The sequence below is a fragment of the Sphingomonas sp. LY29 genome, assembly GCF_035593985.1.
Classification (GTDB): Bacteria; Pseudomonadota; Alphaproteobacteria; order Sphingomonadales; family Sphingomonadaceae; genus Sphingomicrobium.
In genome coordinates this window covers 68,944-84,236 of sequence record NZ_CP141587.1, presented here as the reverse complement: position 1 = coordinate 84,236, position 15,293 = coordinate 68,944, and the positions used below count along the sequence as shown (strand labels likewise).

The following is a 15,293-nucleotide window of genomic DNA, read 5'->3' as shown; positions in this document are numbered from 1 at the left end:
TGCGAAGGGCCTATACGCAAGCGACACGGGCCGGTCAAAAGCAGCTTTGCCGCCCTTGTTTCGTCATGCCCCGCTGGCTATCCAAGGCCAGCCTCGCAACGGAGCAGACATGAGCCACGTGATCGCGCTCGTCGACGACGACCGCAACATCCTGACCTCGGTGTCGATCGCGCTTCAGGCCGAGGGATTCCTGACTCGGGTCTACACCGACGGCGATGCAGCGCTAAAGGCGTTCGGCGACAATCCGCCCGATCTCGGCGTTTTCGACATCAAGATGCCGCGGATGGACGGAATGGAATTGCTCCGCCGCGTTCGCGAACTCGGCGGTCCCGCGGGAACGATGCCGGTCATCTTCCTCACCAGCAAGGACGACGAACTCGACGAAGCGCTGGGCCTCGCGATGGGCGCCGACGACTATATTTCGAAACCCTTCTCGCAGCGCCTGCTGATCGCGCGCATCCGTGCACTGCTTCGGCGACAAGACCTCGCGCGCGGCACTGTCCCGTCGGGCGAAGCGGCCGAGGAAGCGGTCCTGCTCGATCGCGGGCGGCTGGTGATGGACCCGGCGCGGCACAAGGTCCGCTGGGACGGCAAGGACGTCACGCTGACCGTCACCGAGTTCCTGATTCTGGAGGCGCTGGCGCAGCGGCCCGGCGTGGTGAAGTCGCGCAACCAGCTGCTCGACGTCGCCTATCAGGACGACGTCTATGTCGACGACCGAACGATCGACAGCCACATCAAGCGGATCCGCCGCAAATTCCGGACTGTCGACGGTGAATTCGACGCAATCGAGACCTTGTATGGCGTCGGCTACCGCTTCGGCGAAGAGTGACGACACCGACCTAGTCCTGACCTGGTCGGGACGCTGGACGCTGTCGCACCGCATCCTCGCGGTGAACATCCTAACGCTCGCGCTGGTACTGCTCGCGATCCTGTTCCTCGACAGCTATCGCAACCGCCTTCAGAAGGAGCGCCTTCGCCAGGTGATCGCGGAGGCGGCAATGGCCGCGACCGCTCTTCCCGCCGTCGACGCCAGTGCGCGCGAACAATTGCTGGGCCAATTGTCGCGGCGGAACGACAGCCGCATCCGCCTTTACGCGCCCGACGGCAGCCTGACGCTCGACAGCTGGCGCGTGACCGGCCCGACCTACCGGCTTCGCGATCCGTCGACGCAGCGCTGGACCAAGGATGTCGCTCGCGCGATCGACCGAGGGTTCAATGCCGTTGTCGGGCAAGACAGCGAGCAGGAGTTTGCAGAACCGGCGGTCGACCGCGCCGACGCTTGGGAGGAAGTCGTCGAATCGCGCGCGACCGGGCGCCTGCAGAGCGAGACGCGAGAGGCTCCGGAATTGACCCCGGTCTTCTCCGCCGCCGCGCCGGTGGCGGGGCTAGGTACGTTGTTTGTCACCGACAACGATCGCGCCTTCACGCGGACGGTGCGCAAGCAGCGCCGCTCGTTGGCGCTCGCGCTTGGTGTCGTCGCGACGCTGTCGGTGCTTCTGTCGCTGTTCCTCGCCCGCACGATCGTCCGGCCGCTTCGAAGGATCGCGATCGCGGCGCACCGCGTTCGCCTTGGCCGAGCGCGCGAGGTCAAGGTGCCCCGCCTTCCCTCGCGGCGCGACGAGATTGGCCTGCTCGCCCGTTCGGTCAGCGACATGAGCCAGTCGCTTCGCCAGCGCATCGACAATATCGAGGCGTTCGCCGCCGACGTGACGCATGAGCTAAAGAACCCGCTGGCGTCGCTGCGCAGCGCCGTCGACAGCCTCGAGCGGGTCGACGATCCTGCGCTCCGCAAGCAATTGATCGACGTCATCCGGCAGGATGTGGTCCGCCTCGACCGCTTGATCGGCGACGTCGGTGAAGCGGCCCGCACCGATGCCGAGCTCGCCCGCGCACGCTTCGAGCCGGTCGACCTCGGCATCCTGATCGGTCAGCTGGTCAAGGCATGGGAAGGCCGCCGCGAAACCGGAAGCGTCCGCCTTGCCTTTGCCCGCCCACGAAAGGCCAGCGCGATCGTCATGGCCGAACCCAATCGACTGGTCCGCGCGATCGACAATCTGATCGATAACGCGATCAGCTTCTCGCCGCCCGGCGGGCTCGTCGAGATCGCGGCAACGCACGTCGGCGACGACATCCTGATCCGGATCGACGACGAGGGTCCCGGCGTGCCGCCCGAGCAGCGCGAGGCGATCTTCAATCGTTTCCACTCGGTCCGACCCGCCAGCGAATCTTTCGGAAGACATAGTGGCCTCGGCCTTGCGATCGCCCGGGCAATCGTTGAGGGTCACGACGGGGAGATTGACGTGGCGGACCGCGACGACGCGCCTTCGGGTGCGCGCTTTACGATCAAGTTGAAGGCAGCCGACCGCGCATGAACGGCAGCCGCCTGAGTTCCGAGAATCTGCATGCTACCAGTGTCGCGATCGACGGGCGCGCCGTTCTGCTTTCGGGTCCGTCTGGATCGGGCAAGTCCGACCTTGCGCTGCGGCTGCTCGATCGCGGTTTCCGGTTGGTCAGCGACGACCGCACGATTGTCCGCAAGGAAGGCGGGATGCTGGTCGCCAGTGCGCCGGACACAATCCGCGGCAAGCTCGAAGTCCGAGGGATCGGGATCGTCGACGTGCCGCCCGCCGAGGACACGGCGGTCGCTCTGGTCGTCGAGCTGACGGGAACGATGGAGCGCCTGCCCGACGACAGCCGTGAGCGGACGATCCTCGGGATCGCGGTGCCGCTGGTGAGCATCGATGCGACCACCGCCTCGGCACCCTCGAAGGTCGCGATCGCGCTCGACCGACTCGGCCTGGCGGTCTGACGGTGGCCGAGCGCCGCCCTTCTTTGCCGAGGCTGTTGCTGGTCACGGGAATGTCCGGGGCCGGCAAGTCGACGGTGCTCGACGCGCTGGAGGACATGGGCTGGGACTGCGTCGACAACCTCCCCACCGCCCTGCTCGACCAGTTCGTCAACGGCGAGCGCGCGGCTCGCCAGTCGATGCCCGTCGCGGTGGGCATGGACGTGCGCAGCCGCGGCTTCGACCCGAAGGCCTTGCCCGCGCTGTTCCGCTCGATCGAAGGGGTCACGCCCGAGCTTCTCTACCTCGATTGCGCGGGGTCGGAGCTCATCCGCCGCTACGACGAGACGAGACGTCGCCATCCTCTGGCCCCCGATCGGCCCGCCGAGGACGGTATTGCCCGCGAGCGCGGCGCCACCGCTCCGCTTCGGCAGATGGCCGACATCGTGCTCGACACGACCGACCTCACGCCCGCCGAGCTTCGCGACCAGCTTCGCGAGCGGTACGGCGGCGCGGTCGACCAGCCTGTTATCACCCTCTCATCGTTCGGATTTGCGCGCGGGATCTCCCGCACCGCGGACCTCGTATTCGACATGCGCTTCGTCGCCAATCCGCACTGGATCGACTCGCTTCGGCCACTGACCGGGGAAGACAAGGCGGTCCAGGATTACGTCTCGTCCGACCCCGAGTGGGCCTCCACGATGGACGATGTCGAGGGCCTGTTAACCCGCCTGATTCCCCGCTATTGGGCCGCCGGCAAAAGCTATTTGACCGTGGCATTCGGCTGCACAGGTGGCCGCCATCGCTCGGTCGCGGCGACGGTCGAAATGGCGAAGCGGTTGCAAGGCGCGGGTTTTTCGCCGATTGTCCGGCATCGCGACCTCGCTTCTCCGCCAAGCGACACGATCGAGGGAACGCCCGCCAACGAATTGCGCGAGGCGAAGACGAAACGAGTGAGTGAATGATCGGATTAGTGTTGGTGACCCACGGCCGTCTGGCGGTCGAATTCATCACTGCCATGGAACATGTCGTTGGTCCGCAACAGGCGATCGAAGGCATTTGCATCGATGCCGACGACGACATGGAATTGCGCCGCCAGGACATCGCCGACGCGATTCAGCGCTGCGACCAGGGCGAGGGCGTCATCATTCTGACCGACCTGTTCGGGGGCACGCCGTCGAACCTCGCCATCAGCCTGATGAAGAGCGAGAATGTCGAAGTCATCGCGGGGGTGAATTTGCCGATGCTGATCCGGCTTGAAGGCGCGCGCAAGGCGATGGGCGTTCGCGCCGCGGTTGCTGCCGCGCGCGAGGCGGGGCGCAAATATATCTCGGTTGCCAGCGAAATCCTGGGCGAGGCAGCGGCTTGAGCTGTTCCCGGACGCTGGCGATCACCAATCGCCGCGGGCTGCATGCGCGCGCGAGCGCGAAATTCGTGAACCTCGCGGCCGGCCTTCCGGCCAAGGTCGAGGTCGAGAAAGACGGCAACCGCGTCTGCGGCACCTCGATCATGGGCCTGATGATGCTTGGCGCCGCGATGGGCGATACCATCGTGATCCATTGCGAAGGCGACGAGTGCGACGAAGCCATGGGGCAGCTGGCCGCGTTGGTTGAAAACCGCTTCGGCGAAGATTGACCGAGGCCGGGCTTGCCCGCCGCGCCATTGCCGTCGAGAGAAACTGAATGCCGCGCCAAGTCACATCCTTTTCGAACGATACGGTAAAATTCCTGCGGTCACTGCGGGACAAGAAGGCGCGTCGCGAAACCGGACTGTTCCTGGCCGAGGGCCTGCGCATCGTGACCGAAGCCCGCGACGTAGGACGCCTCCCGGTCATCGTGGCTTATTCGGCGCATAACGGCGTTCATCCACTCGCCGAGGAGATCATTGTCGCGGCCGAGGCTGCCGGTGCCGAAGTGATCGAAACGACGCCCGACATTCTTTCGAAGATGTCGGGCAAGGATAATCCGCAGGCTATCCTTGGGGCCTTTCGCCAGCCTGATACGAGCCTGACCGCGATTGATCGCGATTCGTCGCCGTTGTGGCTGGTCGCGCAGGCGCTTCGTGACCCGGGCAACATCGGCACCATCCTCCGCACGGGCGACGCGACCGGCGCCGGTGGCCTGATCCTGATCGACGACTGCGCCGATCCCTTCTCGGTCGAAGCGGTGCGCGCGTCGATGGGTGCAATCTTCACTCAAGGCATTGCGACCGCAACGTGGGGCGAATTCCTGCCTTGGCTTCGCGGCGGAGCGGGCCAATTGGTCGGCACCAGCCTCGATACCGATTTCGACTATCTCGACGCGACCTACGAGCAGCCCTGCTTCCTGTTGATCGGCAACGAGAGCCAGGGGCTTCCCGCCGATTACGCCGCGGCGTGCGACTTAATGGTAAAAATGCCGATGCTGGGCCGCGCCGATAGCTTGAATGCGGCAATCGCGGCGGCGGTCATGGCCTATCAGGTGCGTGCAAGCTGGCGGAACCGCTGACCTCTTTCGTCGGTTTTTCGTGCATGACGAAATCGCTCATTGCTGTGCCGCTTCTCGCCCTTAGCCTGACGGCCTGCGAGACCTATTCGCCCGGCCCGTTCGAGCCGGGCCCGCCGACGACCGAGGGAAGCTATCGCGCAATCGGAACCGAGCCTTTTTGGGACCTGACGATCGGCCGCGACCTCGTCTTCACCGATCGCGGCAATAACGTGCAGGTGGTGCAGCCCACGCCGCGTCCGATCAATGGAATTGCCGGCGAGATCTATCAGACGCCGCGGATCAACGTGAATGTCGTCCACACGCCCTGCAGCGACGGAATGAGTGACCGGACCTACCCCGATACTGTCCAGGTCCGGGTCGACGGCCGCGAGTATCGAGGATGCGGCGCAGCGGTTGGCTTCTACAGCCAAGTCGGTGAGACGGGACTGCCCAATCCGGCCCCGATCAATCTGGTCGGCAGCAATTGGCGGGTAGCTGCCATCAACGGACGCGCGACGCCGCCTTCCAATTATTATATCAATTTCCAGCCCGATCGGGTCCAGGCGAAGTTTGGCTGCAACTCGATCGGAAGCGGCTACAGCCTCAGCGGATCGACGCTGTCGGCCGGCGCGCTGATGATGACGCGGATGGCCTGTCCCGACATGAGCTTCGAGAATGACGGGTCACGCATCATGGCGCAGCCGATGACGGTAACGGGTGGCGGGCCGACGATGACAATGTCCAACAGCGTCGGAAAGATCGAACTCGTCCGCGCCCGCTAGGCGGCGGCTTCATCTTCATTCGCCGAGGGCGGCGGGAGTACCTTGTCGTCGCCGTAACGCGCGAGCGCTTCGACCGGCGGGACCGCCTCGATCTCGCGCGCGCTCGGCTCGATGTTCAGATCGCGGAACTTGCGTGCCGTCACCAGCGACCGGCTTTCAAAGCTCGACACGAAGCTGTTGTAATTATTGACCGCGCTGGTCAGGCCGCTGCCGACCTTGCGAAGGTCGCTCGCCGCCTTGGCAAGGCGATCGTACAGTTCCTTGCCCAATTCGCCGATCTGGCGGGCTTCCTTGGCCAGCTTCTCCTGGCGCCAGACCGCCGCGACCGTTCGCGCGATGGCGATGAGGTTGGTGGGAGTCGCAAGGAGAACGCGCTTGTCGAAGGCGTAGTCCCACAGGGCTGAATCCTGCTCCAGCGCGGCCGACAGGAAATGTTCGCCCGGGATGAACATGACGACATAATCCGGCGCGTCCGGAAACTGCGCCCAATAGGCCTTGTTGCCGAGTGAGTTGACGTGCGCGCGGATTGCAGCGGCGTGGGTCGCGAGGTGGATGCCACGCTCGGCCTCGTCAACGGCGCCGAACGCATCCTGATAGGCATTCAGGCTCACCTTCGCGTCGATCACCAGGCTCTGGCCGCCCGGCACGCGGACGATCACGTCGGGGCGGAGGCGCCCGCCCTCCTCGTCCGATCGGCTGACTTCGGTGGCGAAGTCGGCGTGCTCGCTGAGCCCGCAGCTTTCGAGCACGTTGCGGAGCTGCTGCTCCCCCCACCGGCCGCGAGCCTTGGGAGCATTGCGAAGTGCGTTGACCAGCTTGGCAGCCTCGGCAGAGACGCGTTCGGTGCCGTTCTTCATCGCCTCGATATGCCCGGTGAGGAGCCCGAAGTCCTTTCGGCGATCTTCCTCGACCTTGCCGACGACTTCCTCATAGCGCTTCAATCGCTCATGAACCGGCTGAAGCAACGCCTTGAGATTGCTGCCCGAGGTGGCCTCTGATTCCTTGAACCGCTGGTCGGCGCGTTCGAGAAACTTCTTTTCGGCCCGCTCGAGCATCTGGCCACCGACCTCGGCAAATTTGGTTTCGAGCGCGTCGAGTTGTTTCTGGTGCGCCTGATCGCGCTCGTCCTGCGCCGCCACCAGCGCGGAGTGACGAGCGGTGAGGTCGAGATGAGAGGCGCGGATCGAGGAAATTGCGGCCTCATGGTCCGCGCGCATCGCATCAACCGCACGAGCGTGATCAGACCGAAGCAGTTCGATCGTCCGCGCGTGCCCGTCCCGCTCCTCCCGAACGCCGTCCAGTTGCAGGCGAAGCGACTCGGCAACGCCCTTCCCCTCGGCGGCGCCACGCGAGCCGATCGACCACCCAAGGAGTGCGCCCACGGCGAGTGCGGCAATGACGGCGACGATGACGGTAGCGTCCAACGGGACCTCCTGTGGCGGAACGAAATGCGAACCTAAAGAGGTTTGAGCGCTGCCTCAAGGTCGAGAATGAGAGGAAAAATAATCGTCGTTTCCGGCGAAGCGCACAGGGCTTGCGTCCGCCCGAACTATCGAGATTCCGACACGCGCCTATCTTGGCGGTTCAAAGACATGGAGTGCGTAAATGGCGTGGATGATCGGACGAACCGCGGCGATGGCCGACCCGGAAAGCGCGCGTCGCAAGGCGTTGGCAAAGCTGCACGAACTGGCCCAGCTCGACGATCCCGAAAGCGTCGTGGTCCCGATCCTCATCGACGCGCTGCTGATGGTCGAATCCTATCGCGGCGCGCGGCATCAGTTCACTTTTCTTCCCGAACTGACCGAAAGCGTCGACAACCTGCTGCGCGAGCTGACGATCCTCGAAAAATCGCGGGAATTCGCCGATCATTGATTGTCGCAATAGACTTGCGGAACCGGCTGCGCCCTGCTTCGCTGATGTGACAACAAAGAGGAGAGAGCATGTCCATTCGCAAGATGATCTCGCTGCACCCGGCGTCGAAGGATCATAACAATCAGGCGCTGGCCGATGCGGTCCACCACCTGATGTATTGTTCGAAAATGAGCCTGTCGTGCGCCGATGCCTGCATGGCCGAGTCGATGGACATGACGCAGTGCATCCGCCTGTGCCTCGATTGCTCCGACATCTGCGAAGCGACCGCCAAGCTCGGCGCGCGCCGCACCGGCGACGATCAGCCGATGCTCCGCGAATTGCTCGAAGTATGCGCGCGCATGTGCGAGCAGTGCGCCGCGGAATGCGAACGCCACGACCATGATCATTGCAAGCTGTGCGCGCAGATCTGCCGCGAATGCGCCGAGGATTGCCGCAAGGCGGCGCTCTCGATCGGTTAAGCGGCGCGAAGGCTCCGCTCTTTCCGCATCTTGGCGAGCTTCTTGACGACCATGTCGCGCTTCAGCTTCGACAAATGGTCGATGAACAGCACGCCGTTGAGGTGATCGATCTCATGCTGGAGGCAGACGGCTAGCAAGCCCGTCAGCTCTTCCTCATGTGTCTTGCCATGTTCGTCCATCCAGCGGGCGCGGATGCGGTCTGGGCGCATGACTTCGGCATATTGGTCGGGGATCGACAGGCAGCCCTCGTTGTAGGGCGCCTTGCTGTCCGATTCCTCGAGAATTTCCGGGTTGATGAAAACCTGCGGCTTGCGGACCGGCTCACCGCCTTCTTCCTCAGGCTCGGCCAGGTCGATGACGAGCAGTCGCTTGGTTACGCCAACCTGCACCGCGGCGAGGCCGATTCCCGGCGCATCGTACATGGTGTCGAACATGTCGGCGATCAGGGTCTTGATCTCGCCGTCGACCTTTTCGACCGGGGTCGAGATTTCGCGGAGGACGGGATCGGGAATTTCGAGGATGTGGAGAATGGCCATGGCGGCGAATTACCCCTCGCGGCCCCGGCTTTCAAGCGTGCGCGTCAGGCGACGGGTCGCCGCGCCCGCAACGCCTGCGCCAACGTCCCCTCGTCGAGATAATCGAGCTCACCGCCAACGGGAAGGCCGTGCGCCAACTGTGTGATCCGAATGGGGAATTTCTCCAGACGTTCGGCCAGGTAGTGAGCGGTCGTCTGGCCTTCCAGCGTGGCGTTCATGGCGAGGACGACCTCATCGACCCCGCCTGCGCTCAATCGCGCGACGAGCGTATCGATGGTCAAATCCTCAGGACGAATGCCCTCCAGTGCGGACAATCGTCCCCCAAGCACATGAAAGCGCCCTGGAAAGAGGCGCGAACGATCCAGCGCCCACAGGTCTGCCACTTCCTCGACCACGCACAGCAAGCGCTCGTCGCGGCGAGTGTCCCGGCAGATGCTGCAAGGGTCGCTGGTATCGACGTTGCCGCAGGTCGAGCAGGTCGACAGCGATTCCGACACCGCCTGCAGCGCGCCGAGCAATGGCTGGAGCGCGCCCTCGCGCTTCTTCATCAGGTGAAGCACCGCCCGGCGCGCCGAGCGCGGGCCAAGCCCGGGAAGCCGTGCCAGCGCCTGCGTGAGCGCTTCGATCTGCTGCGATGCCATGGGTGGATGAGATAGGGCGCTTGGCGAGCCGCGCAAGCCACGGCATAGCGCGGCCATGCGGATCATCTTCATGGGCAGCCCGGCCTTCGCGGTCCCCACCCTCGATGCGCTGGTCGAGGCGGGCCACGAGATCGTGTGCGTCTACACCCAGCCCCCCCGCCCCGCGGGCCGCGGCAAGGCGGACCGTCCGACGGCGGTCGAAGAGCGCGCTAGGTCGCTTGGCCTGCAAGTGCGGACCCCGAAGTCGTTGCGCAATGAAGAGGAGCAGGCGGCCTTCGCTGCACTCGATGCCGATGTCGCGGTGGTCGCGGCTTATGGGCTGATCCTGCCGCAGGCGATCCTCGACGCGCCCCGGCACGGATGCCTCAACGTCCATGGCTCGCTCCTGCCGCGCTGGCGCGGCGCGGCGCCCGTGCAGCGCGCGATCATGGCTGGCGACGAGGTGACCGGAGTCACGATCATGCAGATGGAGGCCGGCCTCGACACCGGCCCGATGCTTACCAAGGAAGCGCTTGCCATCGGAACGAAGAATGCCGCGCAAGTCACTGAGGAATTGTCGCAATTGGGTGCGCGGAAGATGGTCGAGGTGCTCGCCGACCTTGCCGCTCACCCCTCGACGCCGCAGCCGGAGGACGGGGCCACCTACGCCGCAAAGATCAGCAAGGACGAAGCGAGGATCGACTGGCGACGACCGGCAAGCGAACTGGTCCGGCACATTCAGGGCCTCTCCCCTTTTCCAGGTGCGTGGTTCCAGCTTGGTGACGAGCGAGTGAAGATCCTTGCCGCCGACCCGACGGAAGGCTCTGGACCTCCGGGCACGGTGCTCGACGATCAGATGATGATCGCCTGCGGTGTCGGTGCACTCCGTCCTTCGCGTCTGCAGCGTGCCGGCAAGGCTCCGCTTCCGACCAGCGATCTGTTGCGCGGATACGCGATCCCTGCGGGGACCATCCTGTCGTGACCCGCTGGCGACTGACGGTCGAATATGACGGAGAGTTATTCGTCGGCTGGCAGCGGCAAGCGATCGGCGACAGTATCCAGCAAACGCTCGAGCAAGCTATCGGTCGAATGACGGGCGAGACGGTTACCGTTCATGCGGCGGGAAGGACCGATGCAGGCGTCCACGCGCTGGCGATGAGCGCGCATGTCGATATCGCCAAGCCGCTGACCGAGCATCGCCTTCGCGAAGGCGTCAACGCCCTCGTCCGCCCCGCGCCGATCAGCGTGACCGCGGTCGCCCCGGTCGCGGACGATTGGCACGCCCGATTCTCCTGCACTGGCCGGCGCTACGTCTATCGAATCCTCAACCGCCGTGCGCCGCCCGCCCTTCTTCGTGGCAAGGTGTGGCATATCGCCGAACCGCTCGATCTGGTGGCAATGACCGAGGCAGCGTCGATCCTCGTCGGACTGCATGATTTCACGACGTTTCGATCGGTGCATTGCCAGTCGGCCAGCCCCGTCAAAACGCTCGACGAGTTGACCGTCGAACGCGTTGGTGACGAGTTACAGGTCCATGCGGCCGCGCGCAGTTTTCTTCATCACCAGGTACGGTCGATGACCGGATGCCTGGCGCTCGTCGGGCGCGGGCGATGGACCGTCGAGGACATGTCCGAGGCGCTGGCGGCAAAGGATCGGTCCGCACTCGGGCTCAATGCGCCGCCACAGGGCCTGTACTTTGTCGAGGCAACCTATCCTTAAACGAGGATTTCGTGGGCCTCGGGCTGGCTGAGGAAGGCCTGCGGGCTGGCACTCAGCCCGTAGGCACCGGCACAGAAGATCGCGACGATGTCTCCCTCGGCCGCCCGTGGCAGGACGGCTTCGTCCGAGAGCAGGTCGAGCGGCGTGCAGAGGCAGCCGACGATCGTCTGCTCCTCAACCTCGTCCGCTCCGCCCATGCGGTTCGCGATCGCGACCGGATAGTTTCGACGGAGCAACTGGCCGAAATTTCCAGACGCCGCGAGCATGTGCTGCAGTCCGCCGTCGGTGACGAGAAAGGCTTTGCCCCGGCTGACCTTTCGATCCACGATCCGCGTGAGGTAGACCCCCCCCTCGCCGACCAACCACCGCCCGAGTTCGATCGCAAACTTGCTGCCGACGAGCGGGTTTGGACGGTTTTCCAGTGCCTTCTGTAGCGCAGTTCCGATCGTTTCAACGTCCAGAGGTTGGTCCCGGTCGAAGTACGGAATGCCGAAGCCCCCACCCAGATTGATGGTCGGCGGCGCCGCACCGACGTCCGACGCGATTTCTGCGGCGAGGTCGATCGTCGCTTGCTGAAGCTCGATGATGGCGTCGGCCGACAATGACTGGCTGCCCGCGTAAATGTGCAGCCCATGCCATTCGGCGCCCGCACCCTGGAGTGAGCGGACGAGTTCGGGCACGCGATCATGATCGACGCCAAATTGGCTGGCGAGCCCGCCCATCTTCATCCCGGACCCTTTCAGGCCGAACGGCGGATTGACGCGAACGGCGACGCGGGGACGCGCATCGTCGTCGCGAGCGATCCGAGCGATCCGATCGGCTTCGCCCTCGCTTTCGACGTTGATGGTCAAGCCGGCGCGAATGGCCGTTTGGAGCGCGCGGTCGTCTTTGCCAGGTCCAGCGAAGCTCACCGGCAGGCCAAGGTCACGCACCTTCTCCCATTCGCCGATCGAGGCGAGGTCGAACCCGTCGACGAGCTTCGCAAGCTCGGCCAGCAACGGTGCGTAAGGATTTGCCTTCACGGCATAATGAAGCGAGACGTCCGCGGGAAAAGCGGCCCGGAAGCGAGCGACCTGCGCCGTGACCATGTGTCGGTCATAGACGAATAGGGGCGTGCTCCCGGCGGCCTCGACCAAGTCAGAGACCCCCCTACCGCCAATGATAAGCTCCCCGCGTTCGTTGGAAGAAAATCTATCCGGAATAGGACCGAGCGGCTTCATGCGAGCGAAGCCAGCAGGCTGGCGCGATCGATTTTACCGGTCGCGCCCAATGGAAGCGTATCAACCCACATGATCCGCTTGGGCATCATGTGCGCGGGCATCTCTCGCCTGAAATAGTCGCGTAACTTGTATTCCGCCTCGTTCGATCCGACGACAACCAGCGTGATCGAATGGCCGAGTTGTTCATCGGGCACACCGAAAGCGACCGCTTCGCCGGTCGCGCCGCTTGCAAGCGCGGCTTCCTCGATCTCCGTCGGACTGATTCGATTGCCGCTGACCTTGATCATCGCATCGTCGCGGCCGCGGATGCGGAGCAATCCGTCCGCGCCCTTCACGACCCGGTCGCCCGACCATAATTCGCCGTCGCGAAAACGCTCGGCGGTCCGATTGGGGTCGTTCCAATAACCTGCGGCGACGAGCGGTCCCGAATGGACGAGCTCCCCCTCCTCATCCGGCGCCGCCTCGCTTCCGTCCGGACGTCGAACATGAAGCGTGGCAAAGGGGATGGCGGTGCCGACACTGTCGGGATTCGTGTCGACCAGAGCAGGGTCGAGGCTCGACGAGCGGAACGCTTCCGTCAGTCCATACATCAGGTGCAGTCTCGCCGTCGGAAACAGCGATCGAAGCCGTCTGACCAGCGGCTCGGGCAAATGCCCACCACTGTTGGTCAGGGTTCCGAGGGAGCCGCCCGCTTCCTCCCAATCCAGGTCGGCCAACTGCCGCCACAGCGGAGGGACGCCGGCCAGCACCGTGACGTCATGACGCCCCACTGCTCGCACCACGTCGCGCGGCAAAAGGTAGTCGAACGCGATGACATCGGCACCCGCAGCCCAGGCGGACAGAAGCTGGTTCTGACCATAGTCAAAGGCGAGCGGGAGTACGGCCAGCACCCGGTCTTGAGGAGTCAGGCCGAGATAATGAGCAACACTGATCGCACCCAACCACAGATTCGCATGGGTGAGCATCACGCCCTTGGGGCGTCCCGTCGATCCACTGGTGTAGAGCAGCGCCGCGAGGTCGTCCGGATCATGGTCGGACGGTGGCAATGCGGGTCCAAGCGCCAGCCACGCCTCGAGCGCAACGCCCCTCGCCTGACCGAGGTCGCCGTCGGTCAGCGTGCCGAGACGCGCCGCGTTGGCGACCAGCAACCGGGCCCCGCTATCGGCAAGGATATGAGCAGCCTGCGCACGACGAAGGACCGGGTTGATCGGCACATGGATCAGGCCGGCGCGAGCCGCCGCCAGCGGCAGCACGCAAGCAAGCATCGTCTTGCCCATCCAGCTGGCGATCCGATCCCCGGGCGAGAGACCCAAGGCGAGCAGGTGGGCGGCATTTCGCCCAACCGCATCCTCCAGCTCGGCATAGGTCAGCGTCACGTCGCCGACCGTCAGCGCGGGCGAGTCTGCCCTCCCCCGTTGCGTGAGATGATCGAGCGGAAAAGGCGTTGGATCGGGACTGGTCACTGCGACTGCCTACTGAACGGCGCTCGCCGGTGCAAAGCTTGCCTCACTTGAAGATGGTCCCTAGGGGCGCTGGCGATGGATCAGGGGAAATTCACCGCCGCGCCCAGTGACGCAAGCGACGTCGACGTTACGCTCCGCGCGCTTCTTGCCGATACACTCGGACTCAGCGAGTCCCGCATCGCCTCGTTCGATGGCGAAACCGAATTGTTCGGGGCGCTTCCCGAATTCGACTCGATGGCGGTCGCGCACCTGCTCACCGGGATCGAGGAGCGGCTCGCGGTCGTCATCGACGACGACGACGTCGAGGCCGAGGACTTTGCGTCGTACGGTCGTCTTCTCGCCTTCGCCGAACGACTGGCGCTGCGCTAAGGCTTATTCGGCGGCTTCGAGCTGCTTGAATTCCTGCTCGGCCAGGAAACGCTCGGCGTCGAGCGCGGCCATGCAACCGGTTCCCGCCGCGGTCACCGCCTGGCGGTAGATCTTGTCCATCACGTCCCCGCAAGCGAACACGCCAGGGATCGAGGTGCGGGTGCTTCCTGTCTCGACCGCGAGGTAGCCGTCTTCGTCCAACTCGAGCTTACCGGCGAATAGTTCGGTGGCGGGCTTGTGGCCGATCGCCACGAAGGCGCCATCGACATCCAGGCGCGTGATCTCCCCCGTCTTCACGTTGCGGACATCGAGCCCGACCAGTGCTTCAGGTTCGCCGCCGCCGACGAACTCCGCGACTTCGCTGTCCCACATCATGGTGATGCCAGGATGCGCGAACAGGCGATCTTGCAGAATCTTTTCCGCCCGAAGCGAATCGCGGCGGTGGATCAGCGTCACGTCGTGGCTGTGATTGGTCATGTAGAGCGCTTCTTCGACCGCGGTATTGCCGCCGCCAATCACCGCCACCTTCTTGCCGCGATAGAAGAAACCGTCGCACGTCGCGCAGGCCGAGGCGCCGCGGCCCTTCATATGCTCTTCCGAGGGCAGCCCGAGCCACTTCGCCTGCGCGCCCGTGGCGATTACCAGCGTGTCGGCATGATATTCGCCGCTGTCGCCTTTGAGGACGAAGGGGCGACGCGAAAAATCGACCTCGTTGATATGGTCCCAGATCATGCGGGTACCAACATGCTCGGCCTGCGCCTGCATTTCTTCCATCAGCCATGGGCCCTGGATCACATCACGGAAGCCAGGATAATTCTCGACGTCGGTCGTCGTGGTCAACTGGCCGCCCGGCTGGATTCCCTGGACCACGACGGGCGAAAGGCCCGCGCGCGCAGCATAGATGGCGGCGGTCAGGCCGGCCGGGCCGGAGCCCAGGACAAGCAGGCGGGTCGAAACAATGTTGGTCATGCCCGCCACTTAAGGTTGGCACGGCATTGCCG

At 64.6% G+C, this 15,293-nt stretch carries 19 protein-coding genes; 13 read left to right on the top strand and 6 right to left on the bottom strand.

The features are described from left to right. The first annotated feature begins 109 nt into the window (after positions 1-109). Genes SH584_RS00480 through SH584_RS00445 form a run of 8 tightly spaced genes read left to right on the top strand, consistent with a single transcriptional unit; the run spans position 110 to position 6,035 of the window. Positions 110-832 carry a response regulator transcription factor gene (locus tag SH584_RS00480; RefSeq protein WP_322840724.1) on the top strand — a complete coding sequence of 241 codons (723 nt, stop codon included), beginning with the start codon at positions 110-112 and terminating at the stop codon, positions 830-832. After that, positions 801-2,375 (top strand): sensor histidine kinase, encoded by a 1,575-nt coding sequence (locus SH584_RS00475; protein ID WP_322840725.1) that lies wholly within the window; start codon positions 801-803, stop codon positions 2,373-2,375. The genes SH584_RS00480 and SH584_RS00475 overlap by 32 nt, the downstream gene beginning before the upstream one ends. Then, on the top strand, positions 2,372-2,812 hold the full coding sequence (locus SH584_RS00470; protein ID WP_322840726.1) for an HPr kinase/phosphorylase: 441 nt from the start codon (positions 2,372-2,374) through the stop codon (positions 2,810-2,812). Before SH584_RS00475 ends, SH584_RS00470 begins: the two co-directional genes overlap by 4 nt. A gap of 2 nt (positions 2,813-2,814) precedes the next feature. Continuing rightward, positions 2,815-3,753, top strand: a complete 939-nt coding sequence (gene rapZ, locus SH584_RS00465) for an RNase adapter RapZ (RefSeq protein ID WP_322840727.1) — start codon at positions 2,815-2,817, stop codon at positions 3,751-3,753. Beyond that, positions 3,750-4,157: a PTS sugar transporter subunit IIA gene (locus SH584_RS00460; protein WP_322840728.1), complete on the top strand. Its 408-nt coding sequence runs from the start codon at positions 3,750-3,752 to the stop codon at positions 4,155-4,157. Before rapZ ends, SH584_RS00460 begins: the two co-directional genes overlap by 4 nt. Continuing rightward, complete coding sequence (locus SH584_RS00455; protein WP_324807698.1) at positions 4,154-4,423, top strand: HPr family phosphocarrier protein; 270 nt, start codon at positions 4,154-4,156, stop codon at positions 4,421-4,423. Before SH584_RS00460 ends, SH584_RS00455 begins: the two co-directional genes overlap by 4 nt. Positions 4,424-4,470: 47 nt before the next feature. Beyond that, positions 4,471-5,274: a TrmH family RNA methyltransferase gene (locus SH584_RS00450; RefSeq protein WP_324807696.1), complete on the top strand. Its 804-nt coding sequence runs from the start codon at positions 4,471-4,473 to the stop codon at positions 5,272-5,274. A 23-nt stretch (positions 5,275-5,297) separates the two neighbouring features. Next, entirely contained in the window at positions 5,298-6,035 is a 738-nt protein-coding gene (locus SH584_RS00445) for an META domain-containing protein (RefSeq protein WP_322840731.1), read from the top strand. Here the strand turns inward: SH584_RS00445 and SH584_RS00440 are convergent. Continuing rightward, complete coding sequence (locus SH584_RS00440; RefSeq protein WP_322840732.1) at positions 6,032-7,459, bottom strand: DNA recombination protein RmuC; 1,428 nt, start codon at positions 7,457-7,459, stop codon at positions 6,032-6,034. The genes SH584_RS00445 and SH584_RS00440 overlap by 4 nt on opposite strands. Positions 7,460-7,640: 181 nt before the next feature. Here SH584_RS00440 and SH584_RS00435 point away from each other — a divergent pair, with 181 nt between their 5' ends. Both SH584_RS00435 and SH584_RS00430 read left to right on the top strand, forming a co-directional pair. Further along, on the top strand, positions 7,641-7,907 hold the full coding sequence (locus SH584_RS00435; RefSeq protein WP_324807693.1) for a hypothetical protein: 267 nt from the start codon (positions 7,641-7,643) through the stop codon (positions 7,905-7,907). Positions 7,908-7,975: 68 nt separating this feature from the next. Then, positions 7,976-8,365 (top strand): four-helix bundle copper-binding protein, encoded by a 390-nt coding sequence (locus SH584_RS00430; RefSeq protein ID WP_322840734.1) that lies wholly within the window; start codon positions 7,976-7,978, stop codon positions 8,363-8,365. Here SH584_RS00430 and def read toward each other — a convergent pair. After that, positions 8,362-8,901, bottom strand: coding sequence for a peptide deformylase (def, locus tag SH584_RS00425; RefSeq protein WP_324807690.1), 540 nt, complete (start codon positions 8,899-8,901; stop codon positions 8,362-8,364). The genes SH584_RS00430 and def overlap by 4 nt on opposite strands. A gap of 44 nt (positions 8,902-8,945) precedes the next feature. Further along, entirely contained in the window at positions 8,946-9,542 is a 597-nt protein-coding gene (gene recR, locus SH584_RS00420; protein WP_322840736.1) for a recombination mediator RecR, read from the bottom strand. Positions 9,543-9,597: 55 nt separating this feature from the next. Here recR and fmt point away from each other — a divergent pair, with 55 nt between their 5' ends. Then, a complete protein-coding gene (fmt, locus tag SH584_RS00415; RefSeq protein ID WP_324807688.1) occupies positions 9,598-10,503 on the top strand; it encodes a methionyl-tRNA formyltransferase in 906 nt (301 codons plus the stop codon). Then, positions 10,500-11,240 (top strand): tRNA pseudouridine(38-40) synthase TruA, encoded by a 741-nt coding sequence (gene truA / locus SH584_RS00410; RefSeq protein WP_324807687.1) that lies wholly within the window; start codon positions 10,500-10,502, stop codon positions 11,238-11,240. Before fmt ends, truA begins: the two co-directional genes overlap by 4 nt. Here the strand turns inward: truA and SH584_RS00405 are convergent. Both SH584_RS00405 and SH584_RS00400 read right to left on the bottom strand, forming a co-directional pair. Further along, positions 11,237-12,460 (bottom strand): pyridoxal-dependent decarboxylase, exosortase A system-associated, encoded by a 1,224-nt coding sequence (locus tag SH584_RS00405; protein ID WP_324807685.1) that lies wholly within the window; start codon positions 12,458-12,460, stop codon positions 11,237-11,239. The two genes, truA and SH584_RS00405, sit on opposite strands and share 4 nt — an antisense overlap. Beyond that, positions 12,457-13,923 (bottom strand): AMP-binding protein, encoded by a 1,467-nt coding sequence (locus SH584_RS00400; RefSeq protein WP_322840740.1) that lies wholly within the window; start codon positions 13,921-13,923, stop codon positions 12,457-12,459. Before SH584_RS00400 ends, SH584_RS00405 begins: the two co-directional genes overlap by 4 nt. Positions 13,924-13,998: 75 nt before the next feature. On the opposite strand from SH584_RS00400, the gene SH584_RS00395 reads away from it, so the two are divergent. After that, on the top strand, positions 13,999-14,292 hold the full coding sequence (locus SH584_RS00395; protein ID WP_322840741.1) for a phosphopantetheine-binding protein: 294 nt from the start codon (positions 13,999-14,001) through the stop codon (positions 14,290-14,292). Positions 14,293-14,295: 3 nt separating this feature from the next. Here the strand turns inward: SH584_RS00395 and trxB are convergent, their stop codons facing one another. Continuing rightward, the gene (gene trxB, locus SH584_RS00390) at positions 14,296-15,261 is read right to left on the bottom strand and encodes a thioredoxin-disulfide reductase (RefSeq protein ID WP_322840742.1); all 966 of its coding nucleotides are present in this window, start codon (positions 15,259-15,261) and stop codon (positions 14,296-14,298) included. Positions 15,262-15,293: the final 32 nt, after the last annotated feature.